Source organism: Streptomyces sp. NBC_00989 (assembly GCF_045162655.1).
Classification (GTDB): domain Bacteria; phylum Actinomycetota; class Actinomycetes; order Streptomycetales; family Streptomycetaceae; genus Streptomyces.
Map to the genome: position 1 here is coordinate 10,297,224 of NZ_CP108728.1, position 25,400 is coordinate 10,322,623.

19 protein-coding genes are annotated in these 25,400 nt (G+C 71.5%); 11 read left to right on the top strand and 8 right to left on the bottom strand.

Annotation, left to right across the window (positions count from 1 at the left end):
* The first annotated feature begins 5 nt into the window (after window positions 1–5).
* The 5 genes from OG714_RS46360 (at window position 6) to OG714_RS46380 (ending at window position 5,884) form a co-directional block, all read left to right on the top strand.
* Complete coding sequence (locus OG714_RS46360; protein ID WP_406130288.1) at window positions 6–2,612, top strand: AfsR/SARP family transcriptional regulator; 2,607 nt, start codon at window positions 6–8, stop codon at window positions 2,610–2,612.
* A complete protein-coding gene (locus OG714_RS46365; RefSeq protein WP_406130290.1) occupies window positions 2,509–3,162 on the top strand; it encodes a hypothetical protein in 654 nt (217 codons plus the stop codon). Before OG714_RS46360 ends, OG714_RS46365 begins: the two co-directional genes overlap by 104 nt.
* Before the next feature lie 155 nt (window positions 3,163–3,317).
* Window positions 3,318–4,757: an FAD-binding oxidoreductase gene (locus OG714_RS46370; RefSeq protein WP_406130291.1), complete on the top strand. Its 1,440-nt coding sequence runs from the start codon at window positions 3,318–3,320 to the stop codon at window positions 4,755–4,757.
* A gap of 87 nt (window positions 4,758–4,844) precedes the next feature.
* Window positions 4,845–5,102 (top strand): anti-sigma factor family protein, encoded by a 258-nt coding sequence (locus OG714_RS46375; protein WP_406130293.1) that lies wholly within the window; start codon window positions 4,845–4,847, stop codon window positions 5,100–5,102.
* Between the two features lie 218 nt (window positions 5,103–5,320).
* Entirely contained in the window at window positions 5,321–5,884 is a 564-nt protein-coding gene (locus OG714_RS46380) for a sigma-70 family RNA polymerase sigma factor (RefSeq protein ID WP_406130294.1), read from the top strand.
* 491 nt (window positions 5,885–6,375) lie between these two features.
* On the opposite strand, the gene OG714_RS46385 is transcribed toward OG714_RS46380, so the two are convergent.
* The gene (locus tag OG714_RS46385) at window positions 6,376–7,386 is read right to left on the bottom strand and encodes a zinc-binding alcohol dehydrogenase family protein (protein ID WP_406132174.1); all 1,011 of its coding nucleotides are present in this window, start codon (window positions 7,384–7,386) and stop codon (window positions 6,376–6,378) included.
* A 181-nt stretch (window positions 7,387–7,567) separates the two neighbouring features.
* Entirely contained in the window at window positions 7,568–7,861 is a 294-nt protein-coding gene (locus tag OG714_RS46390; RefSeq protein WP_406132176.1) for a winged helix-turn-helix transcriptional regulator, read from the bottom strand.
* Window positions 7,862–8,065: 204 nt separating this feature from the next.
* Between OG714_RS46390 and OG714_RS46395 the strand changes: the two genes are divergently transcribed.
* From OG714_RS46395 to OG714_RS46415, 5 genes are all read left to right on the top strand, one after another.
* Window positions 8,066–11,242, top strand: a complete 3,177-nt coding sequence (locus OG714_RS46395) for an AfsR/SARP family transcriptional regulator (RefSeq protein ID WP_406130296.1) — start codon at window positions 8,066–8,068, stop codon at window positions 11,240–11,242.
* A gap of 193 nt (window positions 11,243–11,435) precedes the next feature.
* On the top strand, window positions 11,436–12,368 hold the full coding sequence (locus OG714_RS46400) for a catalase family peroxidase (protein ID WP_406130298.1): 933 nt from the start codon (window positions 11,436–11,438) through the stop codon (window positions 12,366–12,368).
* Window positions 12,369–12,479: 111 nt separating this feature from the next.
* The gene (locus OG714_RS46405) at window positions 12,480–13,400 is read left to right on the top strand and encodes an SGNH/GDSL hydrolase family protein (RefSeq protein WP_406130300.1); all 921 of its coding nucleotides are present in this window, start codon (window positions 12,480–12,482) and stop codon (window positions 13,398–13,400) included.
* Between the two features lie 429 nt (window positions 13,401–13,829).
* Window positions 13,830–16,532, top strand: coding sequence for a BTAD domain-containing putative transcriptional regulator (locus OG714_RS46410; RefSeq protein WP_406130301.1), 2,703 nt, complete (start codon window positions 13,830–13,832; stop codon window positions 16,530–16,532).
* Window positions 16,533–16,648: 116 nt separating this feature from the next.
* Window positions 16,649–17,200: a hemerythrin domain-containing protein gene (locus OG714_RS46415; protein WP_406130303.1), complete on the top strand. Its 552-nt coding sequence runs from the start codon at window positions 16,649–16,651 to the stop codon at window positions 17,198–17,200.
* Here OG714_RS46415 and OG714_RS46420 read toward each other — a convergent pair.
* The gene (locus OG714_RS46420; RefSeq protein ID WP_406130305.1) at window positions 17,150–18,370 is read right to left on the bottom strand and encodes a protein kinase domain-containing protein; all 1,221 of its coding nucleotides are present in this window, start codon (window positions 18,368–18,370) and stop codon (window positions 17,150–17,152) included. The two genes, OG714_RS46415 and OG714_RS46420, sit on opposite strands and share 51 nt — an antisense overlap.
* A 254-nt stretch (window positions 18,371–18,624) precedes the next feature.
* On the opposite strand from OG714_RS46420, the gene OG714_RS46425 reads away from it, so the two are divergent.
* The gene (locus OG714_RS46425; protein ID WP_406130306.1) at window positions 18,625–19,947 is read left to right on the top strand and encodes a DEAD/DEAH box helicase; all 1,323 of its coding nucleotides are present in this window, start codon (window positions 18,625–18,627) and stop codon (window positions 19,945–19,947) included.
* Between the two features lie 48 nt (window positions 19,948–19,995).
* On the opposite strand, the gene OG714_RS46430 is transcribed toward OG714_RS46425, so the two are convergent.
* From OG714_RS46430 to OG714_RS46450, 5 genes are all read right to left on the bottom strand, one after another.
* Window positions 19,996–21,600 (bottom strand): MFS transporter, encoded by a 1,605-nt coding sequence (locus OG714_RS46430; RefSeq protein ID WP_406130307.1) that lies wholly within the window; start codon window positions 21,598–21,600, stop codon window positions 19,996–19,998.
* 57 nt (window positions 21,601–21,657) lie between these two features.
* Window positions 21,658–23,010, bottom strand: coding sequence for an alpha/beta hydrolase (locus OG714_RS46435; protein ID WP_406130308.1), 1,353 nt, complete (start codon window positions 23,008–23,010; stop codon window positions 21,658–21,660).
* Window positions 23,011–23,222: 212 nt separating this feature from the next.
* Window positions 23,223–24,083, bottom strand: coding sequence for a PaaX family transcriptional regulator C-terminal domain-containing protein (locus OG714_RS46440; protein WP_406130310.1), 861 nt, complete (start codon window positions 24,081–24,083; stop codon window positions 23,223–23,225).
* A 103-nt stretch (window positions 24,084–24,186) separates the two neighbouring features.
* Complete coding sequence (locus tag OG714_RS46445) at window positions 24,187–24,618, bottom strand: GNAT family N-acetyltransferase (protein ID WP_406130312.1); 432 nt, start codon at window positions 24,616–24,618, stop codon at window positions 24,187–24,189.
* Window positions 24,619–24,632: 14 nt separating this feature from the next.
* Complete coding sequence (locus OG714_RS46450; protein ID WP_406130313.1) at window positions 24,633–25,205, bottom strand: hypothetical protein; 573 nt, start codon at window positions 25,203–25,205, stop codon at window positions 24,633–24,635.
* Window positions 25,206–25,400: the final 195 nt, after the last annotated feature.

Below are 25,400 nucleotides of genomic sequence, written 5' to 3' on the forward strand. Positions count from 1 at the left end.
CGGGCATGCGTTTTCGACTGCTCGGCCGACTGGAGCTGGTGACCGCCCACGGCGCGGTCGTCCCTCCCGGCGCGGTGTCCCGGGCGATCGTGGGACGGCTGCTGCTCGCCCACGGGGCGGTCGTGCAGCGCGACACCCTCGTCGAGGAGCTGTGGGAGGAGCGCGGGACCAAGAACCCGGTCGGCGCGCTCCAGGTCCAGATGGCCAAGCTGCGCGCCGCCTTCGCCGCGCGCGGCGAGGACGCCCGCCTGCTCTTCGGCCACGGCGGCTACCGGATCGCCCTGGGTCCGGACGACGAGATCGACGTACCCGACTTCGAGGCCGCGGTCCGGCAGGGCCGTGAGCAGCTGGCGGCCGCGGAGTACGAGAAGGCCGAGAGCGAGCTGCGGCGGGGGCTGTCGATGTGGCGGGGCCGCGCCCTGGACGGCCTGGAGGGACGGGCCTTCGAGACCGAGCGGACCCGCCTGGAGGATCTGCGGCTGGGCGCGCTGGAGGACGCCGCCGCCGCGGGCCTCGAACTCGGTCGCGCGAAGGAGCTGATCCCGGAACTGCGGGCCCTGTTGTCCCTCGCACCGCTCCGCGAGCGGTCCCGGGCCCGTCTCATGCTCGCGCTGTATCGCTGCGGGCGGTTCGCGGAAGCCCTGGAGGTCTACGACACGGGCCGTCGGCTGCTGAAGTCCGAACTCGGTGTCGCCCCCTCGCAGGAGCTGAGCTCCCTGCACGCCGCGATACTCCGCCACGATCCGTCGCTCCACGGGCACGAACCGGCTCCCCAGGGGCGCGACCTGTCCCTCCAAGGGCCGGTCTCCCTGTCCGGCCGGCTGTCCTCGCCGCGCACGGATGTCCGGCCGGCGGCCGGCGAAGGCAACCTGAGCCGGCCGCTCGGCCCGTTCGTCGGGAGGCGCAAGGAACTGATCGCGCTGTGCGAGGTCCTCGACCGGGAGCGGCTGGTGACCGTGCTGGGACCGGGAGGCGTCGGCAAGACGCGCCTGGCGCTGGAGGTGTGCGCACTGGTCCAGCCGTCGCGCGGCACCGTCCGGTGGGTCGATCTTGCCCCGGCCGACGACGCGAACGTGCTCGCGGTGGTCGCCTCCGCGCTGGGACTGTCCGACACCTCCGTCCGGCCGGACCAGCCGCCGCACGACTACGTGCACCGGATCACCTCGTTCCTGGCCGGACGGTCGGCCGTGCTCGCGCTCGACAACTGCGAGCACCTGCTCGACGCCGTCGCCCCGCTCGTGGCGACGCTGCTGGGACGGTGTCCCTCCCTGACCGTCCTGACCACCAGCAGGTCACCGCTGGAGGTCCCGGCCGAGGTGCTGCACCCCCTGGCGCCGATGCCGGACGAGGACGCCGCGGACCTGTTCGGCACCCGCGCCGCCATGATCGACCCGTCCTTCGCCCCGGACGAGTCGGCGCTGCGCGACATCCGCCGCCTCTGCCGCAGGCTCGACGGACTGCCGCTGGCGGTGGAACTCGCCGCCGCGCACGTCCGGTTGCTGACCGTCCGTGAGATCGAGGCCCGCCTCGACAACCGCTTCACCCTGCTGACCAAGGGGGAGCGCACCGCACCGGCCAGACACCGCACCCTGCGCGCCGTCCTCGACTGGAGCTACGCCCTCCTCGACACCACCGAACAGCGGCTGCTGACGGAACTCGCCCTGTACGTGGGCGGCTGCTCGCTCGGACTTCTGGAAGCGGCCGTGCCGTTGCCCGGGGCGGACAGCGCCGAACTGCTCCACGTACTGGGGCAGTTGGTCGACAAGTCCCTGCTCGTCCCCGTCTCCACACCCGACGGGAACCGGCTGCGGATGCTGGAGACGGTCCGCGCGTACGCGCTTACCCGGCTCCGCGAGGAGGGCCGGGCGTCGGAGGCCGAAGAGCGCCTCATGACGTGGGCGGCACGCTTCGTCCGTGACGGCAGCGCGGGACTCTCGTCCCGTGACCAGCGGGACTGGGCCAGGCGGCTCACCGAGGAGTCCGCCAACATCCGGGCGGCATCGGACCTGATGACGGCCAGGTCCCGGCCGGCCGAGGCCCTGCTGCTGGAGGCGCGGCTGGGCTACTTCTGGTTCATCAGCGGCTGTGAGGAAGAGGGCATCGACCGGCTCCAACGCGGTCTGCAGGCCTACGACGCGACGGCGGGACAGCGGACCGCGGGGGCCCACCGAGGAGGACGAGTGGGCGCTGTTCTACACGATCGCCTGGCTCACCTGGCTCCACCATGTTGCCGGACACCACACGGAAGCCAGTTCCTATGTGGACAGGCACAAGGAGGCGTGGCAGCACGCGAAGAACCCCGACCTCGCCGTCCTGGGCCTCTGCTACGACGCGCTCCACGCGTTGCTCAACGGACACGACGACGTGGAGGAGCGCTTCGCCGTGGGGGAGGCCGCCGTGGTGGACACGGAGTTCCACTGGGACCGGGCGGTCCTGCAGACGAACTGGTCGACCTACTGCCTTCAGCACGGGGACGTCGAGGGGGCCCGCCGCCACGGGCTGATCGCCGTGGCCGCGTCGCGCGCGGCCGACGACGACTTCGCCCGGGTCTTCTCCCTCACCCTCTGCGGCGACGCGGACGAGAGCGACGGCCTGCGCGCCCGGGCCCGTGAGCAGTGGGTGGAAGCGGCCCGGATCCTCCGTGCCGTCGGGGCGCGCACCCGCTGGGCGTACGTACTGCTCAGGCTGGTCTGTCTGGACATCACCGAGGGGGAGTTCGCCCTGGCTGAGGAGCGGCTCATGGACGTGAGCCGGCTCGCGGACGAACTGGGCGCGGACGATCTCCAGGCGGCCGTGGCCAACCTGCGCGGAGTGCTGGCGGTCCGCGGCGGTCGCTTCGCGGACGCGGCGAGACTCTTCCGCGGGGTCTGGCGCTGTCCGGGAGCGCCGCCCGACCGCAGAGCGGTCTCGGCCGTCGGTCTGGCGGTCGTCGCGACGTTCGGTCCGCCGAGCCCGACCGCCCCGGACGACGCGCGGGCCTGGATCGACCGGGGGCGCCGGACGCACGCCGGACTGCTGGAACCGCTCGCCCGGCACGCGGTGGGCGTGCTGCTGGACAGGCTGGACGCCCACCATCGGGCCCACGCGAACGGGCCGGCCCGGACGGACCGGGAGTGCGACTGGCTCTCGGACAGCCCTTCCGTGCTGGCCGCCTTCAGCTGACCGCCCCGGCCGCGCCCGGCGACGGGCCGTACGCGGACCGTGAACCTCTTCGGGGTGCGCGCCGTAGCAGCGACCAGACGGCACCTGGTCACCCGGGACCGCCTCCGCCGCCATGTCGTACCACGCCGCGGAGTCGTTCCCTCCTGCTCTCCCAAGTGACCGTCGGACAGGGCCGGTTCTCCGACGAAAAGCACAGCACCATGACCGAGTACCAGGGGCGGATCGTTCTCGGAGAGGACACCGTCGCCGAACTGGCCGACCGGATCGAGGGATCCGTGTTCGCCCCGGACGACGCGGGCTACGGGGAGGCGGTCGCGGGATTCAACCTGCGCTCGCAGCAACGGCCCTGCCTGGTCGTCACGGCGGCCGGCGCCGCCGATGTGCGGGCCGCGGTCGCTTTCGCCGCCGCGCGGGACATACCCGTCGGGGTCATGGCCACCGGGCACCAGCCGTTCCCCGCCACGGACGACTTCCTCCTCGTCACGACGCGTGCGATGCGTACGGTCGAGATCGACACCGAGCGTGGTGTGGCCCGGGTGGGCGCGGGCGCCGTCTGGTCGGACGTCGTGGAGCCCGCTCAGGAGGAAGGGCTGGCACCGCTCAACGGGTCCAGTCCGCTGGTGGGAGTCGTGGGCTTCACCCTCGGCGGTGGACTCAGCCCGTTCCTGGGCCGGTCCTACGGCTGGGCCGCCGACCACGTCGTGGCGATCGAGGTCGTCACGCCGGACGGTGAGCTGCGTCGCGTCACCGCGGAGGTGGAACCGGAGCTGTTCTGGGGCCTGCGCGGCGGACGCAGCAACTTCGGGATCGTGACCGAGCTGGAGATCGGGCTCTTCCCCGTGACCTCCTTCTACGGCGGCGGGATCTACTTCCCCGCCGAGCACGTCGAGGCCGTGGTCCGCGCCTTCCCCGAGGTGGTCCGCGACGCGCCCGACGCCTTCACCTGCTCCGTGGCACTGCTCAACTTCCCGCCGGTCCCGGAGATCCCCGAACCGCTGCGCGGCCGGTTCCTCGCCCACGTCCGGGTGACCCACCTCGGCTCCGACGAGGACGCCGAGAAGCTCATCGCGCCCTTCCGTGCCATCGGCGAGGGAGTGATCGACACGATCGGCCGCCATCCCTACGGCGCGTTCGCCCTCGTGCACACCGACCCGGCCGACCCCTTCCCGTACGAGGAACAGGGCGCCCTGCTGGCCGAGTTGCCGGCCCAGGCCGTCGAATCCCTTGTGGAGAGCGCCCAGTTGGCGGCCGGCGGACTCGTCACGGTCCTGGAGATCAGGCAGCTCGGCGGGGCGCTGGCGGATCGGCCGGCCGCGGCGAGCCCCGTCGCCGCCCGGGACGCCGGGTTCAACGTGTGGGGAGCGACCGTCGGACCGCCGGAGGTCGTCGACGCCGGTATGGCCATGCTCGGCGGCATGGTGGAGCGACTTCGCCCCTGGTCCACGGGTCTCGCGTACACGAACTTCGCCGGCCGTGACGACCGGGCGGAGGACGTGTTCACCGCCGACGACCTGGAGCGGCTGCGCGCCCTGAAGCGGCACTACGATCCGCGCAACCTGTTCCGGGTCAGCAACCACAACGTCGCTCCGCAATAGGACTCCGCCGGTACGCCGGCGCAGAGCCGTCGAGTCGTGGAGCAGCCGAGCCGCCGGAATACCGACGTGATTCCAGGAGACCGCACGGTGAAATGCGAGCAGGAGAGAACCCGACTGGCCGCCTATGCCATGGCAGCCCTCGATCCCGGAGAAGCCGTACTCGTCGACAGGCACGTACGGGAGTGCCCGGCGTGCGCGGGCGACGTGGACGAGGTCCGCGCCGCTCTCGCCGCTGTCCGGCGACTGCCCGCGGAGGACATGCTGGGCAACTGGTCCGGCAGGCTCCCCGCACTGCGGGAAGCAGCGGTCCGAGCCGCCCTGGCCCGGACCTCCGACCGGGAGTGAACAGCTCCTGAGTGTCCCCGGCGCCCGGGGCTCCATCCCACGGAGCCCCGCGCGGCGGGCGCTTTCCTGCGCCTTTCCTCCGGCTGTCCTCGCAGGTACAGGCCAGGCAAGCGGACATCAAGCCGCGGGCAAGAGGTAACCCCGAAGGTTTCCCCGTTCAGCTTTCAACGAATTGGCGCGCCGTGAAACGACCCGCGGCGCATCGGGGGAACGTGGCAATGAGGCACAGCACAGCGATCCGGGACGCACGGCCGGGCGGGCCCGGCGACGCCCGTGACCGGGCGCGCGACGAGGCGTTCATCCGCGCCGTCTACGACAAGCACGGTGTGTTCCTGCTCAGAGTGACCACCGGACTGCTCTGGGGCGACAGCCATCAGGCCCAGGACCTGGTCCAGGAGGCCGTCCTGCGGGCCTGGCAGAACGCCGACATCCTCGATCCCGAGGGCATCCGGCCGTGGCTCGTCACGGTCGTCCGCAACCTCGTCATCGACGGCTACCGCGCCCGGAAGGCCCGACCGCCGGAGACGGTCGACACCGCGCTGAACGACATGCCCGGTCCTGAGTCCATGGATCCGGCCCTCACCAAGAAGATCGTGCGCGAAGCCCTGGCGGACCTGACGTTGCAGCACCGCGAGATCCTCGTCCACGTCGAGTTCCTGGACCAGTCCGTGGCCCGGACGGCACAGACGCTGGGCATACCGCCGGGCACGGTCAAGTCCCGGACACACCTCGCCCTCAGGGCGCTGCGGGCCGCGCTGGCCGAGCGGGGGTACACGCCGTGAGCGGTCGACGGCGCTGAGGAGCGCGCAGGCCGCCGCCCCGCCGCGGTGCCCGGAACGCGGAGAGGGAGCGCCGACAAGCTCGGCGCTCCCTTCCTCGGCACACGGCCCGACCGGTAGCCGGCGGACGGGTACCCCCGGCTACTGAGTCACCCGATCCGGAGATTTCGCGGCGGTCTCACGCCGAGTCGCCCGACGGCGTGCTTCCTCCACCGCGCTCCGCTCTTCCGGAGTGAGGCGATTCATGAGCCGTTCGTTGTTGACCCAATCGTTGAGAAGCGCATGAGAACCCCCCAGACTCAGGGAGTACGCCCACATACTTCGCCCGCGCGTCGTTCCGATCCATTCGTTCGCCCAGCTGAGCAGATGGCCAATTCGCTGTTCCGTCGTGAACCTCGTCAATTGCATGCCCATCACCTTTCGATGGTTACGAGAAGGTCTGGTCCTAGTCCGCCCTGTAAACGGGGCGGAGGAGAAGGAGGTTCACGGCAGGATCAGAATCCGGTGAGCGTCACCTTGCCGATGGTGCTGCCGGACTCGAGGATGCGATGGGCCTCGCGCAGATGCGCGGCGTTGATCGTGCCGAGGTCCTGGGTGGCCGTGGTCCGCAGCGCGCCCGCGTCCACGAGGTCGGCGATCCGGTTCAGGATGTGGTGCTGCGTCACCTGGTCCGGGGTCCCGAACAGCGAGCGCGTGAACATGAGTTCCCAGTGGAAGGAGATGCTCTTCGCCTTCAGCAGGCCGATCTCCACGGGGCCGAAGTCGTCGATGGCCAGCAGCCCGCCGAACGGCTTCAGCATGTCGGCGTACGCGGCGAGGTTCCGGTCCGTACCGGCGGTGCCGAAGATGTGGTCGACCCCGCCGGGCGCCACCTCGGCCACCTGCGCCGGCAGCGGACGATGGTGGTCGACCACATGTGTCACGCCCATACGGCGGGCGAACTCGACGGTCTCCGGGCGGGACGCGGTGCCGATCACGGTCAGTCCGGTGAGGGCCCGGGCCAGCTGAGCCACCATGGCCCCGACGCCACCCGCCGCAGCGGTCACCAGCAGTGTGCCGGTCTCCTCCGAAGCGCCCTCGCGCAGACCGAGACGTTCGAACAGCCCCTCCCAGGCGGTGAGGGAGGTCAGCGGCAGCGCCGCCGCCTCGCCGAAGGAGAGAGTGGCGGGCTTGCGGCCGACGATGCGCTCGTCGACGGTGTGGAAGCGCGAGTTGGTGCCCGGCCGGTCGATCGCGCCGGCGTAGAAGACCTCGTCGCCGACCTCGAACAGCTCCACCTGCTCACCGACCGCGACGACCGTGCCGGCGGCGTCCCAGCCCAGCACCTTGAGCTCACCGCCCGGGTCGTTGCTCTGCCGGACCTTGTAGTCCACGGGGTTGACCGCGACGGCCTCCACCTGGACCAGCAGATCGTGCGGACCCGGCTGCTGCACCGGCAGTTCGACGTCCACCAGGCTCTCGGCTTCATCGACCGGCAGGCTCTTGCGATACGCGACGGCGGGCATCGTCGACGTCTTCCAGGCCTCACTCATCAGGGATCTCCTCGACTCGTACGGTGGGCCGACGATGATCGGCGGCCACGACCCGCAAGGTACCTATCGGGAGGTAGTAACCATCAAGGGAGCCTGCTTCCCAAAAGAAACCATCGAGGTGAGGAGGGTGGGAGGAGCCCCGCGTGTCGCGCGATCAGGCGGATTCCGGGAACCGGTCGATGTTCTGCTCCACCCAGCTGCGCAGATGGGAGAGCGGGGCGCAGGCGTCCCTGCCGAGCGGGGTGAGGCTGTATTCGACGCGGGGCGGCACCTCCGCGTAGATCCGACGGTCGATCAGGCCGTAGTCCTCCAGGCGGCGCAGTGTCTGGGTGAGGACCTTGGGGCTCACGCCCTGGAGCCGGCCGCGCAGTGCTCCGAAGCGCCGTGGCCCGTCCTCAAGGGCGCCCAGCGCGAGGGCGCTCCACTTGTTGGCGAGGAGATCCAGCATGTCGCGGCAGGGGCAGGCCGCGGAGTAGACGCTCTTGGGGTCGTCGCAGAGGCCCGATGTCTTGGTCATACGGCAACAGTACCCAATGGGTACTAGTGTCCCTTGCGGGTAACCACCGCCTGCCTCGTACGGTCATGGGCATGCTCGGAATCCAGATGGGGAATCCAGGTTTCGGGCATCGGAACCGCCGATGAAGGCTGACACATGAGTGACGACGCCCTGCACCTCCGACTGCTCGGCCGCCTGGAGTTGGCGGACGGGAGCGGTGCCGTCACCCTTCCTGGCGCCGTCTCCCGCGCGATCGTCGGCCGGCTGCTGCTGGCCGGGGGAGCGGTCGTGCACCGCGACACCCTCATCGACGAACTGTGGGAGGAACACGAGGCGAAGGACCCGGTCAACGCCCTTCAGGTCCAGGTGACGAAACTGCGCGCGGCGCTCGCGAAGCGGGGCCGGGACGGGCGGCTCCAGTCGCAGCACGGGGGATACCGGTTCGTCCTGGGACCGGAGGACCAGCTCGACACGGTCCGCTTCGAGGCGACGGTCCGCGAGGGACGCGAACACCTGGCGGCGGGGGCGTACCGACAGGCCGAAGGCGTCCTACGGCAGGGACTCGCGCTGTGGCGGGGCCGCGCGCTGGACGACCTCAAGGGCCGGGTCTTCGACGCCGAACGGCTGCGCCTCGAGGAACTGCGCCTGGGCGCGCAGGAGGACGCCGGTGCCGCGGGTCTCGAACTCGGCCGCGCGGCGGAGCTGGTCCCCGAACTGACCGCGCTCGTGTCCGCCGCGCCGCTGCGCGAACGGTCCCGGGCACGGCTGATGCTCGCGCTCCACCGCTGCGGGCGGAACGCCGAGGCGCTGGACGTGTACGAATCGGGCCGCGGACTCCTGAGATCCGAGCTGGGCGCCGACCCTTCCCCCGAACTGCGCTCCCTGCACGACGCGATACTGGCGGGCGATCCACGTCCCGGCACGGCGCCCGCGGACACCGTACGACTGTCCCCGGCCCCCGCCGCTTCCCGCCCGGCGCCCGGTGACGGCGGTCCCGACCATCCCCTCGGCCCGTTCGTCGGCCGCGGTGAGGAACTCGACGGGCTGCGCGCGGCCCTCGACCGCGAGCGGCTGGTGACCGTCGTAGGAACCGGTGGTGTCGGCAAGACCCGCCTCGCGCTCGAGGCGTGCCTGCTGATGCAGTCCTCGTGCGACGGGGTGTGGTGGGTCGATCTGGTGTCGGCCGACGGCGCGGGTGTCCTCGCGGCGATCGCCGGGGCCCTGGGTCTGTCGGACGCGTCGGTCCGGCCGGACCAACCACCGCACGACTATGTGCACCGGCTCACCTCGTTCCTCGCCGGGCGTCGGGCGATGCTCGTGCTCGACAACTGTGAGCACCTGCTCGACGCGGTCGCCCCGCTCGTGGCGGTCCTGCTCGGCCGCTGCCCCGCGCTCACCGTCCTGGCAACCAGCAGAGCCCCACTGGCAGTTGCGGGCGAGACGCTGTATCCCCTGGTACCGATGCCCGACGCCGAGGCCGCTGACCTGTTCAGCACCCGCGCCCTCATGATCGACCCGTCCTTCACCCCCGACGAGACGGCGATGCACGACATCCGCTCGCTCTGCCGCAGGCTGGACGGACTACCGCTCGCGGTCGAACTCGCCGCCGCACACGTACGGTTGCTGCCGGTACGCGAGATCGAACTCCGCCTCGACAACCGCTTCACCCTGCTGGCCAAGGGGAAGCGGACAGCTCCCGCCCGGCACCGCACGCTGCGTGCCGTCCTCGACTGGAGCTACGCACTCCTCGACACCACCGAGCAGCGGGTGTTGACGGAACTCGCCCTGTATGTCGGCGGCTGTTCCGTGGAGTTGGCGGAGACGACGATGCTCCCTCCCGAGACTGACTGCCCCGGGGTGGACCACCACGAGATCCTCCAGGTGCTGGCCCAACTGGTCGACAAATCCCTCCTGTTCACCGTCTCGACCCCCGACGGAACTCGGCTGCGGCTGCTGGAGACGGTCCGCGAGTACGCCCTCGACCGGCTCCGGGCCGAAGGAAGGGCCGCCGAGGCGGAGGAACGCTTCATGGCATGGGCCCTGCGTTTCGTGCGCGACTGCACCGACGCCAACGCGCCCATCGGCCAAGGGGAGTTGATCAGACGGCACACCGGGGAGTCCGCCAACATCAGGGCGGCCTCGGACCTCATGATGGCCCGGTCGAGAACAGCTCAGGCCCTGTCCCTGGAATCACGCCGGGGCAGCTACTGGATCATCAGCGGCCGTGAGGAAGAGGGAATCGACCGTCTCCAGCGCAGCGTGCGGGCCCTTGACACGGCGGAGGGCCAACGGGCCGCCGCACAACTCACCGAGGGGGACGAGCAGGCACTCTTCTACGCCCTCGCGTGGCTTGTCTGGCTCAACCACGTCGTCGGCCGGTACGTGGAGGGCGGCCACGTCATCGATCGCTTCAAGGCGGCATGGCGCCAGGCGAAGAACCCCAACCTCGCGGTCCTGGGCCCCTGTTACGAACCGCTCCACGCCATGCTGGCCGGACGGGACGACGTGGAGGAACTCTTCGTACGGGCCGAAGAGGGCGTGGCGGGCACCGAGTTCCACTGGGACCGGGCGATCCTCCTGACCAACTGGACGACGTACTGCCTCCAGGCCGGCGACATCGACGGCGCCCGCGGCCACGGCCGGGCCGCCGTCGCGGCGGCGATCGCCTCCGGAGACGACTTCGCCAGGGCGTGCGCCCTCACGCTCCGCGGCGACGCGGACGAGAGCGCCGGCCTCCGCGACCGCGCCCGCGCGCACTGGTCCGAGGCGGCGCGCATCCTCCGTTCCATCGGCGCGCGCGGTCAGTACGCGTACGCCGCCCTCAGGATCGTGTGCCTGGACATCGCGGAGGGAGCGGTCGGGACGGCCGAGAACCGGCTCGCGGAAGTGGTCCGGCTCGCGGACGAACTGAGCGCGGACGACCTGCGCGCCGCGGCAGCCATCCTGCGCGGAACACTGGCGTTCTACGGCGGTCGCTTCTCGGATGCGCGGACGATCTTCGCCGACGTCTGGGACAGCCCTACGGCGCCGCTCGACCGCAGGGCGATGTCCGCCGTGGGCCTGGTGGCGGTGACGACGTTCGGCCCGCCCGCCCCCTCGGCGGCCGACGACGCGCGGATGTGGATGGACCGCGCCGGCGAGGCGCTCGACCGGGTACGTGAGCCGCTGGCCCGCCGTGCGGTGGGCGCCCTGCTGGGCAAGCTGGACGCCTACTTCAAGTCCGGTCCCAGCGGCGCGATCGGGGCGGAGCATGTGCAGGCCTGGCTCTCCAACAACCCTTCCCTGCTTGCCGGTTTCACCGGAGTGCTGAACGGCCCGGGCCGGCATCGCTGATCCGCCGAGTCCGGTACCCGCGCCGCACGCGTCATGCGTTCCGGTGACGGCATGTCCTTGTGCGCCCGATGCGTTCCCGGCGCCGAGTGAACCGGGTCGTGGAGCGGCCCGTAGACGGCATGCGACGAGTCCTGCGAACAGCTCGTCCGAGGCTCCGTGACGGGTTCGTCTTCTCAGGCTTGTAAGGAATGACATGTCGAGCAGTTCCGCAGATCAGACCCTGGCTGTCCGGGTCGTCGACAGCATGGAGCGGATGAGCGGGAGGCATCCCGGATACCGCCGGTCCAGTGCACGGGGGGCCGCATTCCGGGCCACCTTCACGCCCAGCGGGGTCGCGGCTGCCCTGACCACGGCCGCGCACCTTCAGACGCGGCCGGTCGCGGCGACCGTGCGGTTCTCGAACTCCGAGGGAGATCCGCACACCCCCGACACCGCCCCGGTGACCCGCGGCATGGCCGTCCGCTTCCACCTGCACGACGGCGGTGACACCGACCTCGTCGCCCTCACCGTCCCGCGGTTCGTCGCCTCGACGCCCAGGGAGTTCCTGGAGCTGACCGAGGCACTGCGCCCCGACCCCGTGACCCGCCGGCCCGACCCGTCCCGGGTGCACGCGTTCGTCGGTGCCCATCCCCACCTGGCCGAGGCCGTGGTGCAGCAGCCGCCCATACCCGTCAGCTATGCCACCGCCGCCTACTGGGCCATCCACGCCTTCATCTGGGTCGACGCGGACGGCACCAGGCGGCCCGTGCGGTACCGCTGGGAACCGGAGGCCGGACGCACCGCCCTGACCCCCGACGAGGCGGCCACCCGCGCCGCCCACTACCTGACCGACGAACTGCACCAGCGCCTGGAACGGGCACCGGTGGCGTTCGACCTGCGGATCCAACTCGCCGAACCCGACGACCCCACCCACGATCCCAGCACCGTCTGGCCCGACCACCGCGAGGAGTTCACCGCCGGGCGACTGGAGATCACCGCACCCGCCGACGACCAGGACCCCTGGAACACACAGGCCTTCAACCCCACCCGTGTCACCACCGGCATCCAGCTCTCCGACGACCCCGTCCTCGCCTTCCGGGCCCACGCCTACGCCGAGTCCCACCTCCGGCGCAGCCACAACCAATGAGTGAACCTTCCCGACCCGCACACCGTTTGACGTTTGGCCAGCACAACGCCCCCTCACCTGACGCCTGTTGGCTGAGCGACTCGACGAGTGCTTCGGGGGCCCGATGAATGGATGGACTTGAACACCAAGCAGACCAAGAACACCCCGGGCCGGCGGGGCCTGTTGCGCGGCGCCGCGGTGGCGTGTTGCGCGATGGCCCTGTCCACCGCGGGGGCGACGGCGGCCAGCGCCTCGATACCCACCGCGCGCACCACGGTGAACTACGTGGCGCTGGGCGATTCCTACGCCTCCGGCCCCGGCATCCCGACCCAGGTCGACGCCACGTGCGCGCGCTCCGACCAGAACTACCCGTCCCTCCTCGCGGCGGCGAGGAACTGGCAGTTGACCGACGTGAGTTGCTCGGGCGCGACCACGACTGCCCTGGCCGGACCCCAGGGTTCGCAGCCGCCGCAACTGGACGCACTTGGCGTCGACACGGACGTGGTCACCCTCACCATCGGCGGCAACGACATCGGCTTCTCCAGCAACCTGGCCACCTGCGCCGGACTGACGTCCAAGGACCCGGCGGGCCACCCGTGCCAGACCTTCTTCACGAGCGACGGCACCGACCGGCTGGCACAGCGCGTCGAGGACACCGCTCCCAAGATCGCCGCCGCGCTGGACGCCGTACGGCAGCGGGCTCCGCACGCCAAGGTCGTGGTGGTCGGCTATCCCGACCTGTTCCCGGACGACGGGGTCGGCTGCACCGGTTCGGCCGTACCGCTCGCCGCCGGTGACTTCGCCTATCTGCGGGACACCGAGAAGAAGCTCAACGCGATGATCGCGGACCAGGCGTCGGCGAACGGCGCGCGCTACGTCGACACCTACACCCCGACGGTCGGACACGACATGTGCAAGCCGGCCGGCGGGCGCTGGATCGAACCCCTGGTCGCGGCGGCCCCGGCCGCACCCGCGCACCCCAACGCCCAGGGCCAGCAGGCCATGGCCGCCACGGTGGAGCGCGCCGTCCGCTGCGGCGCGTCCCGCCGCTGACCTGAGCCACTGGCCCGAGGGGAACGGGGGCACCGGCTGCCAGAGGGAGCGCCGGTGCCCTTGCTTTCCTCCGGTTCTTTCCTCCGGCTTTTCCGCCGGTCCAGGAAACACGCCTCGGTCTTGCCGTCGATCGTGTCGGCGCCCACCAAGGGGGTACTCGGCTTTCTGCGGCACCCAGGGGTGCCGCTCCCCGAGGGAAAGAGAAACCCGTGTACATAGGTCTGGGCACCGTCGTCGTCATCATCGTCATCGTCGCTGTCGTCATGATGCTGCGCCGCGGCTGACCCGTGCCCCTCGTACGGCACGAGCAGCACGACCAGCCATAACCACAGCCCGCCCTGGATCCCCTTTTCCGGATCCCCGGGCGGGCATGGTCACGTCCGGCGCCGGCGCGAATTCCGTTTCGCCCGGCCCACTAGACTCCGTCGAGTGGTGACAGCGGTTGACGGGTACGAGTTCGGGCTGCTGGGGCCACTGAGTGCCCGCCATGGCGGACGTGCCCTGGATCTCGGCAGCCCACTACAGCGTGCGGTCCTGGTCAGGCTGCTGCTCGGAGACGGACGCCAGTGCGGCCTCGACCACCTCATCGACGCGCTGTGGGAAGTGCCGCCCGGCAACGCGGTGCGCTCGGTGCAGACGTACGTCTACCGCATCCGCCTCTCGCTGGGCGACGAGCGTTCCCGACTGGAAACCACACAGGGCGGATACCAGCTCGCCATCCCGGAACAGGCCGTCGACGCCCTGCGCTTCGAACGGCTCGTCCGTGACGGCGAGGAGCTGCGGGCCGCACGGCGGACCGCCCCCGCCCTGCGCGCGTTCGACGCCGCGCTCGCCCTGTGGTCGGGCGAGCCGCTGTCGGGCGTACCCGGTCCCTACGCCCGCCGACACCGCGGACGTTTCGTCGATCTACGGCTCAACGCCCAGGTGGCGCAGCTGAGTTGCGCCGATGAACTGGGCGAGCACGCCCGCGTCGCGACGGAACTGATCTCCCTGATCGCCGACCATCCGCTCCGCGAGGACCTGTACGCGCTGCGCATGCGCGCGCTGTACCACGCCGGGCGGACGGCGGAGGCCCTGGCGGTCTACGCCGCGGCCCGCGAGACCATGGTCGCCGAGCTGGGCATGGATCCGGGGCCGGAGCTGCGCGAGTTGCAGACCCGCATCCTCAGCGGCGCCGAACCCGAGCCCGTCCAGTCGAGTCCCAGAGGACAACTCGCCGGTGCCCCGCCGCCGTTCGGTGCCACTGCCTCGATCAGTCCTACGACGTCTGCCGGTGCCCCCGGCGACCTCGCGACGTGGTCGGACGGCCAAGGCCGGGGAGAGGGACAGCCCCTCGCATCAAGCGCCGCACCCGACGCCGACCGGTTGGCGACCACACGGGTAGAGGAGGTTCCGGTCCGTGTCCGCCCGCAGCAACTGCCCCCGGCGCCGGGCGACTTCGTAGGGCGGGAGCGGTTGCGGGAGCGGCTCCGGCTCGCGTTGCGGCCCAGTGGGGAAGCGGTCGCGCTCGCGGTGCTCAGCGGTATCGGCGGTGTGGGGAAGACAGCGCTCGCGTTGCGCGTCGCCCACGGCATCCGGGGCGACTATCCGGACGGGCAGCTCTATGTGGACCTGCGGGGCGACGGCGGCCAACCAGCCGACCCCGCCGACGTGTTGGTCGACTTCCTCCTCGCGCTCGGCATGCCCGCCGCCGAGATCCCCGCGACGCCCACCGCCCGCGCCGGGGCCTATCGCACCCTGACCGCCGACCGCCGGATCCTGGTGCTCCTGGACAACGCGTCCGACGCCGCCCAGGTGACCCCGCTGCTCCCGGGCACACCCGGCAACGCCGCGCTGATCACGACCCGGCACCGGTCGCTCGTACCGCCGGGCGCGACGCGTTTCGAGGTACCGGTGCCGGACCAGCGCGAGGCGGTGGCCATGCTGGGCCGGTTCACCGGCGACGCCGAGATCGCGGCCGCCCCGGAACTCGCGCTGGAACTGGTGCACGCGTGCGGGCAGTTGCCGTTGGCGCTGCGCATCATCGGTGCCCGCACGGCGGCCCGTCCCGGACGCGGGCTCGGCGCGCAGTTGGAGCGCCTGCGCGCCGAGGAGCGCCGGCTCGACGAACTGCGGGCCGGAGACCTGTCGGTGGAGGCCACCTTCCAGGTCGGATACCGGGCTCTCGCCCCCGCCCAGGCCCGGGCGATGCGCCGGTGCGCGCTGCTCGACGCCGCCGACTTCCCGGTCGCGGTCGCGGCGGTCCTGCTCGACCAGCCCGAACCGGAGACCGAGGAGCAGCTGGAGCACCTGGTGGAGGCCGGTCTGCTCGAACCGCACTCGGCGGACCGCTACCGATTCCACGATCTGGTACGGGCGTTCGCCGCACGTCGTGCCGATCGCGAGGATCCCGTCGCGGACCGCGAGGCGGCGCTGGTGCGGCTGACGATGTTCCTCCAGGCCACCCTGTTCCAGGCCATGAACGCGACCGAGGAGGCCGGTTCGCTCAGTACCCATCTCTTCTCCGTGCCCCTGACCGGACTGCGGTTCGCCGACGCCGAGGAGGCGCGCTGCTGGCTGCTGGCCGAGCACACGCTGCTGGTCTCGGTGTTCTCCCGGGTGCTGCGGGACATCCCGGACGCCGCGAGGATCGTCGTCGCCGCGCTGTCGGTGATCGCGTCGAGCGGGCTGTTCGCCGGACCCGCGCATCAGCGGGAACTGGAACGCGTCACGGACCACGCGGTCGCGGCGGCCGACCTGGGCGACGACCCGGCGATGCGGGCGCAGACCCGGCACATCCGGGCCTGGCTCGCCTTCATCCGGGGCGATCTGACGGCGGCGGAAACCGATCTCCGCGAGGCGATCCGGCGTGCGCGCGCCGTCGACGAGCGGGTGACGCTCTTCATGTCCGCCCGGCTCCTGTCAGTCGTCCTGGCGGACCGGGGGCGGAGCGCGGAGGCCGTCGGGTTCTTCGCAGAGTCGGAGGCCGTCGCCGGCGCGGAGGACGATCCGAACAGCCCGGCCTACTTCCTCCAGGAGGTGGCCCGCCTGTTCACTGCCCTCAGCTCGGACCGGGCCGAGGTCAACATCGCCGCCGCCCAGCATGTGTACGAGGTGAGTGACCGCCTGCGACGGGAAACCGCGCGGCGCTGAGCCTGTTCGGCCGCCGAGTCGGCCGAGCTTTCACCCGGCGTCGACCGGACGTCGATCGGTGTTCGGCAAGGTGATCCGAACCGACCGCAGCCGCAGGGAATCCGTACGCCCTTCTCATGGGGCTGGAAGCCCACCACGTCAGCGAGGACGAGTTCCTCTGGCCCCGGCTCGCGGCACGGGCGGCGGTGCGGGCCGACGCGGTCACGCGCATGGAGGAGCAGCACCACCGCCTGGAAGAGCTGGTCACGGAGGTGAGGAGCGCGCTGGACGGGCTGGCCGCCGACCCCCGGCCGCCCGTCTGTGAGCAGGTGGCGGCTCAACTCACCGCATTGGGTTCGGTGTTGACCGCGCACATGGACGAGGAGGAGAGCACCATCCTGCCGTTGGCCGCCGAGTATCTGAGCGTCGCCGAGTGGGAGGAACTCGGCGAGATCAGCCTGGCGAAGTTGGAGAAGAGGCATCTCCTGCGCGCCTTCAGCGCGTTGATGGCGGTAGCGACTCCGGAGGAACAGCGGGCGATTCTGGCCAAGGCGCCACTGCCCGCCCGCCTCCTGTGGCGCCTCACCGGCCGCCGCTCGCACGCCCGTTGGAAGGCCCGCCTGGCACGGGGCGTGAGCCTACGGCGTAGCCGCGGAGGGACCCGCGCTGCTGGGCGGATCCGTCGGTGAGGTGTCCGCCGAGCTGTGGTCGGGGGAGAACCAGGCCAGCCCGACCAGCAGCGCCGCGAGGAACACCACCACGGCGGCGACGGTACCCACCGTCTTCGACCGGTTCACGGCGACACCGCGGCCTCCCGTTCGTTGCCGGCGCCGTGTCCCGTGGGCCGGCGCGGTGCCGCTGCCGCCGACGGCGGACGGGAAGGCGTACGTGGTCACCGACCCGGAGCCGGGCAGGGAGCGGGAGCCAGGCGCGGAGCGGGGGGCCGGGTTCCTCCTGGGTTCCGCGATCGGATCCCAGGCGGTCACGCGTGGTTCCGGCTCGGGGCGCGGCGCGGCTGCCGGGAGTGGCTCGGGTCGCCCTCTCCAGGCGCCGGAGGCGAACCACTCGGCCACCTGGCGCGCCGTAGGCCGGTCCTCGGGCCGCTTGGCGAGGAGACCGAGTAAATAGTTCTCGAAGGCGGGCGGGAGTCCGACGCCGAGTTCCCGTGGCGGCACCGGGGGCGTGTCGAGGTGGTGGTGGAGGACGGCGATGGGGCTGCCGGCGCGGAACGGCGGCTGCCCGGTGAGGAGTTGGTAGAGCACGCAGCCGAGCGAGTAGACGTCGGACGGCGGCCCGGCGGGCTGGCCCAGGGCGCGCTCGGGGGCGATGTACAGGCTGGTCCCGACGATCTGGCCGGTCGCGGTGAGCGCGCCGCTCGGGTCGTTCATGAAGTGCGCGATGCCGAAGTCGGCGATCTTCACGGACCCGTCGGCGTCGAGGAGAAGGTTGCCGGGCTTGATGTCCCGGTGCACGATGCCCTGTTCGTGCGCCGCGCTGAGCCCCGCGGCCGACTGGGCGGCGATGTGGGCCACGTGCTCGGCCGGCAGCGAGCCCGCCTGGGCGAGCACGTGGGAGAGGCTGTCTCCCCCGACGAGCTCCATCACCAGGTAGAGACGGCCCTCCTGTTCACCGAAGTCGAGGACGCCGACCACATGGGGGTGGCTGAGCCGGCCCGCGGTCTGGGCCTCCAGGCGGAAGCGGGCGGTGGCGGTGGGCTCGGAGTTCTGGGAGTGCAGGAGCTTGACGGCCACCGGTCGGCCGCCCATCTCGTCGTACGCCTGCCAGACCTCGCCCATCGCGCCGCGTCCGATGGTGGTGTTCAGCCGGTACCGGCCCGCTATCAGCACCTGTTGCTTCATCCTCACGCAGTGGAACGACTCGACTGCTGCAAGCCATGTCCCTTTGAGGGAAGGGGTGTTGGTGGGGTGGCGCAGCTGTCACAGCCTACTGGCGGGCAGGCGGTCACCGACCGCGATCCCGCACATGCCTCGCGGCGGCGGGCGTGCCGGAGGCGCGCTGGTAAAATGGGTGGACGCTTCGACGCTGCCGGGGTCCGTACCGAGGGGTACGGACCCCGGTGCCGTTGCGGGCATCGGACTCAGGAAGGTTCCCCATGAACGCGAAGCCGTCGGCTGCTTCCTTCGGCGCGCTCGGGCTGCCGTCCGAGCTGGTCGAGACGTTGACCGGTCTCGGGGTGACGGAGCCGTTCCCGATCCAGGCGGCGACACTGCCCGACGCGCTGGCCGGGCGCGATGTGCTCGGCCGGGCACGGACCGGTTCCGGCAAGACGCTGGCCTTCGGTCTCGCGCTGCTGGTGCGGATCTCGGGCCTGCGCGCGGAGCCGAAGCGGCCGCTCGCCCTGGTCCTGGTGCCGACCCGCGAACTCGCCCAGCAGGTCAGCGACGCGCTGGCGCCGTACGCGCAGACGCTGGGCGTGCGGCTGGCGACGGTGGTCGGCGGGCTGTCGATCAACCGGCAGCAGGCGCTCCTGCGGACCGGCGTCGAGCTGGTCGTCGCGACGCCGGGGCGGCTGACCGACCTGGTGTCCCGCCGGGACTGCCTCCTGAACCACGTGCGGATCACCGTCCTGGACGAGGCGGACCAGATGTGCGACCTGGGGTTCCTGCCGCAGGTCTCGGAGATCCTGGGGCAGATCCCCGCCGACGGGCAGCGGCTGCTGTTCTCGGCCACGCTCGACCGCGACGTCGACCAGCTGGTCAAGGACCATCTGCACGACCCGGTTCACGCGTCGGTCGACCGGGCGTCGGGCTCCGTCACGACGATGGAGCACCACGTTCTGAACATCCACGGCGCCGACAAGTACGCGACGGCGACCGAGATCGCCGCCCGGGACGGCCGGGTGCTGATGTTCCTCGACACCAAGGCCGCCGTCGACCAGTTCACCCGTCACCTGCGGGCCAGCGGCGTACGGGCGTCCGCCCTGCACAGCGGCAAGTCGCAGCCCCAACGCACGCACACCCTCGGCCAGTTCAAGGACGGCGACATCACCGTGCTGGTGGCCACCAACGTCGCCGCACGGGGCATCCACATCGACGCCCTCGACCTCGTCGTCAACGTCGACCCGCCCGCCGACGCCAAGGACTACCTGCACCGGAGCGGGCGTACGGCGCGCGCCGGCGAGTCAGGGCGCGTGGTCACCCTGGTCACCCCGAACCAGCGGCGCGACGTGAACCGGATGATGTCCGACGCCGGTATCCGGCCGATCGTCACCCAGGTCCGCTCCGGCGAGGAGAAGCTGACCGCCATCACCGGCGCCAAACGCCCGCCGACCGGGACGAAGACCAGCGGCGGCAACGCCCCCTTCCGCGGCATGGGCACCCGCCCGGGCCGGGCGGGCAAGGAGACCCGCAAGACCGCCGAGGCCCGCAAGGCGGCGGAGGCCCGCGCCGCGGCGAGGGTCCGCAAGAGCCGCTGAACCGTGGGGAGTTCACTCCTGCCGGACTACGACTCCTCCCTCACCGGACTACGACTTCGCCGCGGAAGCGTCACGTGCGGCCGCCTCACCATGTGAGGCCGCGTCGCCATCCGAAGCGGCACGGCCCCGGAGCGTGACGAGAGCCAGCAGCGCGGAGCACAGCGCGGCCGTACCGCAGACCACGAAGCCGATCGAGTAGCCGTGTCCGAGGGCGTCCAGGGCGAGCGGATGCAGGTCGGCCAGCTTCGGCGAGGCCGCCGAGGCACCGTTCACCGCGAGCGGTCCGCCTTCTTCGAGTACGGCCGTGCCCGCGCCCTTCAGTGCCTGCGGCAGGGCGGAGCCGTGCAGCGAGTCGGAGAAGTCACTGGCCGCGCGGCTCAGGGCGACGGCGCCGATGACGGCCGGGCCGAGGGTGAAGCCGAAGTCCCGGAGGAGGTTGGTGGTGGCGCTCGCCATGCCGGCCAGGTGGGTCGGCACGGTGTTGACGGCCGTCGCCGTGATCGAGGTGACGGTGACCGAGAAGCCCAGGCCGACGAGACCGAGCGGCACGATCAGCGAGGTGAAGGCGGTGTCGGTGATCGGCAGCGTGGCCGCCCAGTAGTCGCCCGCCGCGATCAACAGCAGCCCCGAGCCCAGCAGTAGACCCGGTGCGACCGCTCGCAGCAGCCGTTCGGTCACGGGCAGCATCGCCAGCGTGATGCCGTTGAGCAGAACGAACGCGAGGCCCGTCCGCATCGGGGCCTGGTCCTGCACCGGGCCGAGCCGGATGCTGACGGAGTAGGCGGTTCCGAGGAAGGCGAACATGCCCACCACGGCCACGACCGAGGCCACCGCGAAGGCACGGTTGCTGAACAGATCGAGGCTCAGGAGCGGGGACTTGGCACGCTTCTCGGCCAGGACGAAGGCGGCGAGGAACACGGCCGCCAGCACGAAGGCGATGACGATCGAGGGCGAGGCCCAGCCGTCCGTCGGGCCCTGGATGATGGCGTAGAGGAGGGCGAACAGGCCCAGGCCGATGGTCACCTGGCCCGCTATGTCGAGTGAACGGCCCTCGGGCGCGCTGGAGTTGACTACGAACAGGGCGCTCACCGCGACGCTCGCCACAGCTATGGCGGTGACCACGACGAACGACCAGCGCCACGAGCCGTAGGTGGCGGTGACCCCGCCGAGCAGCGGGGCGATGAAACCACCGGTGGAGAGAAGGGCCGCCCACATCGCGATGACCCGGGCGCGCTGTGCGGGCGAGGTGGTGCCGGCGGCCAGGATGGCCAGCGAGGTCGGGAACAGGGCGGCGGCGCCGAGGCCCGCGAGGGCCTGCCCGGCCCAGAGCTGGTGGACGCCGGAGGAGGTGGCGCTGACCAACTCGCCCACCGCCAGCAGCGCGGCACCGCCGACCAGCAGCCGCTTACGGCCGAAGAGGTCGCCGAGCAGACCGAAGGTCAGCTCCAGTACGGCGACCGGGAGCAGGAACGCGTCGGAGATCCAGGTGAGTTGGGAGCCCACCGGGTGCAGGTCGGACTGGAACAGCCCGTTGAGCGTGGCCGGTATGGCCAGGCCTATCTGGGCGAGGCAGACGGCGAGGAGACCGGCGACCAGGGTGCCGGTGGTCAGACCGGGGCCGGTGGCGGACCTGGTGGAGGGTTCTGTCGTCATTGACACGGAGGGCTCCTGTGGCGCGCGGGCTGGGGACGGGGAGAGGGTGTTTCTGGATCAGCGGGTACCGGTCAGACGGCTCGGCCGGTAGTCGGTGAAGGCTGCGCCGTCGAGGCCCAACTCGTCTGCGCCGCGCTGGAGTTGGGCGGCCGTGGTGGAGTCGCCCCAGTGCCGGGTGTCCAACCGGTGTTCCACGGCGTGCAGACCGGCGACGACTTCGGCGGTGGTGAAGTTGCAGTGGCTCTGGCGGGACACGTAGGCCTGTCGCAGGAGCCGGGAGTCTCCGGCCGCGCGCACCCGCCCGGCGAACGCCGACTCCTGTTCCACCGGCACCAGCTGGTCGGCGGTGGTGTGGAGGTCCAGCAGCGGAACGGCCAGTCCCTGTCCGGCAGTTGAGGTGCGGTTCAGCCGGGCCAGCGCGGCCGGGTCGGCGGTGATGTCCGCACCGCGGGTGAGCCGGTTCAGATCGCTGCGCAGGTCGAGCCCCGCGTCACGGTAGAGCGCCTCGACCTGCTTGGCGTGCGCGGACTCGCGCAGCAGCCCGGCGTAGTCGACACCCTTGTTCCACGACGTGTTGCCGCCCGCGGACTGCTCCACCGACCAGCGCGCCGGGATGATGAAACTGAGCAGGCCCTGCGCCAGCCATGCGTACTGCTGCTGCTCCTGGCCCGCGAAGTCGCCACGCGCGGGCGGCAGTTGACCCGGGGCCCAGTCGGCCAGATTGAGGTAGGCGGCGGCCAGGGCGATCCGGGCGCGTCCGGCCGCGGTCTGCTGCGCCGTCTCCACGGCCGTCGTGAGCCGGCCGGCGAGGGCGGCGCCGTCGGCCTGGCCGTCGAGGTCCACCAGGGCGTCGGCGTCGGCGGGATCGAAGAACGTGGCCAGGGTGTACTCGGCGTCCAGTTGGTAGTTGTCCAGGTCGACACCGCCCGCGACCAGGCCGCACAGGCCGAGCGCGCCGTCGACGCGGCCCGCGCCGTCCCGGGCGATCCGCGCGTTGACGAGGCCGCCCATGGACTGGCCCACCGAGATGACCCGGGTCGGTGTGCCGACCTGCCGGCGGAAGGCGGTGAGGGTGGCGAACTGGTCCCGCTCGGCCGAATCCAGCGCCCACATCGAGCCGTTGGGGTCGTAGGAGGACCCGGCGAGGGCGTAACCGGCGTCCAGCAGGGCCTTGTTCACGGCGGGCGACGGGGCGTCGGCGGCGGTGGTCGGTCCGAAGCCGTGGCTGAACAGCAGCAGGGTGCCGTTCCACTGCTCGGGTGTGTCCGCGATCCAGGTGGCACCGTCGGTCAGCGTGCCGGAGTAGTGGCCGGCGGTGGTGGCGTGGGCGCCGGCCGCCGGACCGATCAGGGCGGTCACGAGGGCGGTCGCGCAGGCGGTGGCGAGGGTCGAGAAACGGGGTCGGGGCATGGCGGCGGCTCCGCGAGTCGAGTGGGGACCGAGTGGGGGAGCGTGCGGGGTGGACGTGCGAATGGGACGAGCGCGAGTTGGAAGAGCGGTGCGAATGTAGGGCTCTTTTTTCATGGCCGTCAATAGAGTGACCAATAATGAGGCAGACGAATCCGCATGGGGGCGTGCGGGGGCCGGGTGCGGACGAGAGGGGCTCCGCGGGGCGGCGCGGATCAGTCGAGCGTCAGGGTGTCCAGCAGGCGTGTGGCCGCGTGGGCCGCCGGTCGCTCCCAGCGGCTGGCCAGGCCGCGGAAGACGGTCTCCGCGTGCGCGGCGGGCCAGTCTCCGGGGAGGTGCTCGGCGGGCAGATGCGGGTCCCGTCGTACGAGATCCAACCAGTCGGTGTGCAGGAGGAGTTGACCAGCGAGGTCGTCGCCGGAGGTTGCCGCGGGCAGGGGGTCGGTGCGGTCCCAGCGGTCCAGGAACGCCCGGTACCGAGCGCCGATGGCCGGCACGTCGAAGGCCTGCTCCAGCACCTCACGGACGTCGGTCGGCGACTCCACCTCCGCCCGGAACACCCGCAGATACGGCTCCAGGCCGAGCCCCGCCACCATCTCCCGGACGTCGACCGGTGCCGGGGCCACCCACAGGCCGTTCTGCAGGGGCCCGAAGCCCGCCCAGATCAGACGGGAGCGCAGATCGTGCCGTTCGCGGCTCCACGCCTCGGGCAGCGAGAAGCCCACCATCGTCCAACGGCCGTCCCAGTCCCGGTTCACCGCACCGGTCTGCCAGATACGGTCCCTGCCGTCCGTCAGCACCTGGACGGCGTGCGGCGTCAGCGCGAAGTACGTCTTGCGGCCCTGGCGGCGACGCTCCAGCAGTTCGCGCTTGACCATGCGGTTCAGGGTGGTCCGCACCGCCTCCTCGGTGCTCCCCACCCGCCCGAGCGCGGCGATCACACTGCCCGACGACACGGCGACGGGCCGCCCCAGTACGTGAACACCGAAGAAGGTCAGCATCAGGGACTGGGTGCGCGGCTCGGGCCCGCTCTCTGCGGCGGGTCCGGCGGCGACGTCGACACTGGTCACGGGCACAGCGTAGGCCCGGTGCGGGTGTGCGGAGCGTCTGTTCCGTGAACTGTGTCGTGTCTGTAACGGCAGTCGAATATCGGCCGAGGGTCGGGGGTGCGGATTCCGATCACGTGGTGGACCACTTGAGGTAGGCGGCGGTCTCGTGGAATCCCAGGCCGCGGTAGAAGTCGGCCGCCCTGCGGGTCGGCACGGTCACCTCGATGTCCTTCGCCGCCCGGGCCCGTGACTGCGCGGCGCGGATCAGCGCGGAGCCCGTGCCTCGGCCGCGTACGGCGGCGTCGACCGTGAGTTCCAGCAGTTCGAGGACCGTTCCGCCAGCGAAGAGGGTGGGCAGGCGCAGCGCGAGGAGGTAGCCGATCACGCGCGAGTCGTGCTCGGCTAGCAGGAACTCGGCTCTGCCGGCCGCGGCGGCCTCGATGATCCGGGGGAACGTGACGTCGTCGAAGACCGTGCGGTCGGGCCGGTGGCTCGTCGCGAATCCGGTCAGGAGACGGTAGACGGCGGTGGCGTCCGCGGGTGTTGTGTCGCGGACGGTCACGTCGGCTCGGCCGTTCAGAAGGCGAACGCCTCCGTCAGGCGCAGGTTGTATCCGTCCTCTTCCATCAGGACGACGGTGACGCCGAACGGGGAGGGGTGGTCCAGTTCGAGGGGAGTGAAGGCGTAGTCGACGGCCGCCTGGACGGGGGGTACCAGTTTGGCGTCGGGCTGGGGAGCCGGGGCCGGCTGCCAGTGGGGTTCGATCGACGGTGAGCCCTCGGGGGTGGCGGTCAAGGTGCCCTCGGTGTAAGGGAATTGGTGGAGCGTGTGGCCGTCCTTAGTGGCGTGCACCATGTTGAGGCAGGGGGACGGGCCGTCGGCGGGGAGTCCGCAGGTGGTGGCCACGTCCCGGGTCTCCCAGGCGAGCACGATCTCGTCGGCGTTCGCCGCCGCGGCGATGTTCGACAGCGACGCGATCGCCGTGAGCGCGTCCTCGCCGGACGTGACCGGGCGCAGCCAGATCAGGCCGACCAACTCGCCGCGCACCAGCGGCATGATGACCGGGCGGGGCGCGACGCCCTCGCTGAGACCCGCGACGTACGCGCTCTTCATCGACTCCGTCAGCGCGTCGAACGTACGCGTGTCCATGAACTCCCCATCCGCAGCGGCTGTGTGGCGTCCATTCTGCCCCTGCCGCGGAGTGCGCGAGGCCGCTCCTGGGAGTGAAAGAGACCCCGGCTGGACGGGGGAGACCAGCCGGGGCCGTGCGTGGTGGCGTGCGGAGGGCGGTCGCCTCTCGGCGAGGGGCTCCATGGGGCTTCAGCCGGACGATCGTCCCCATGG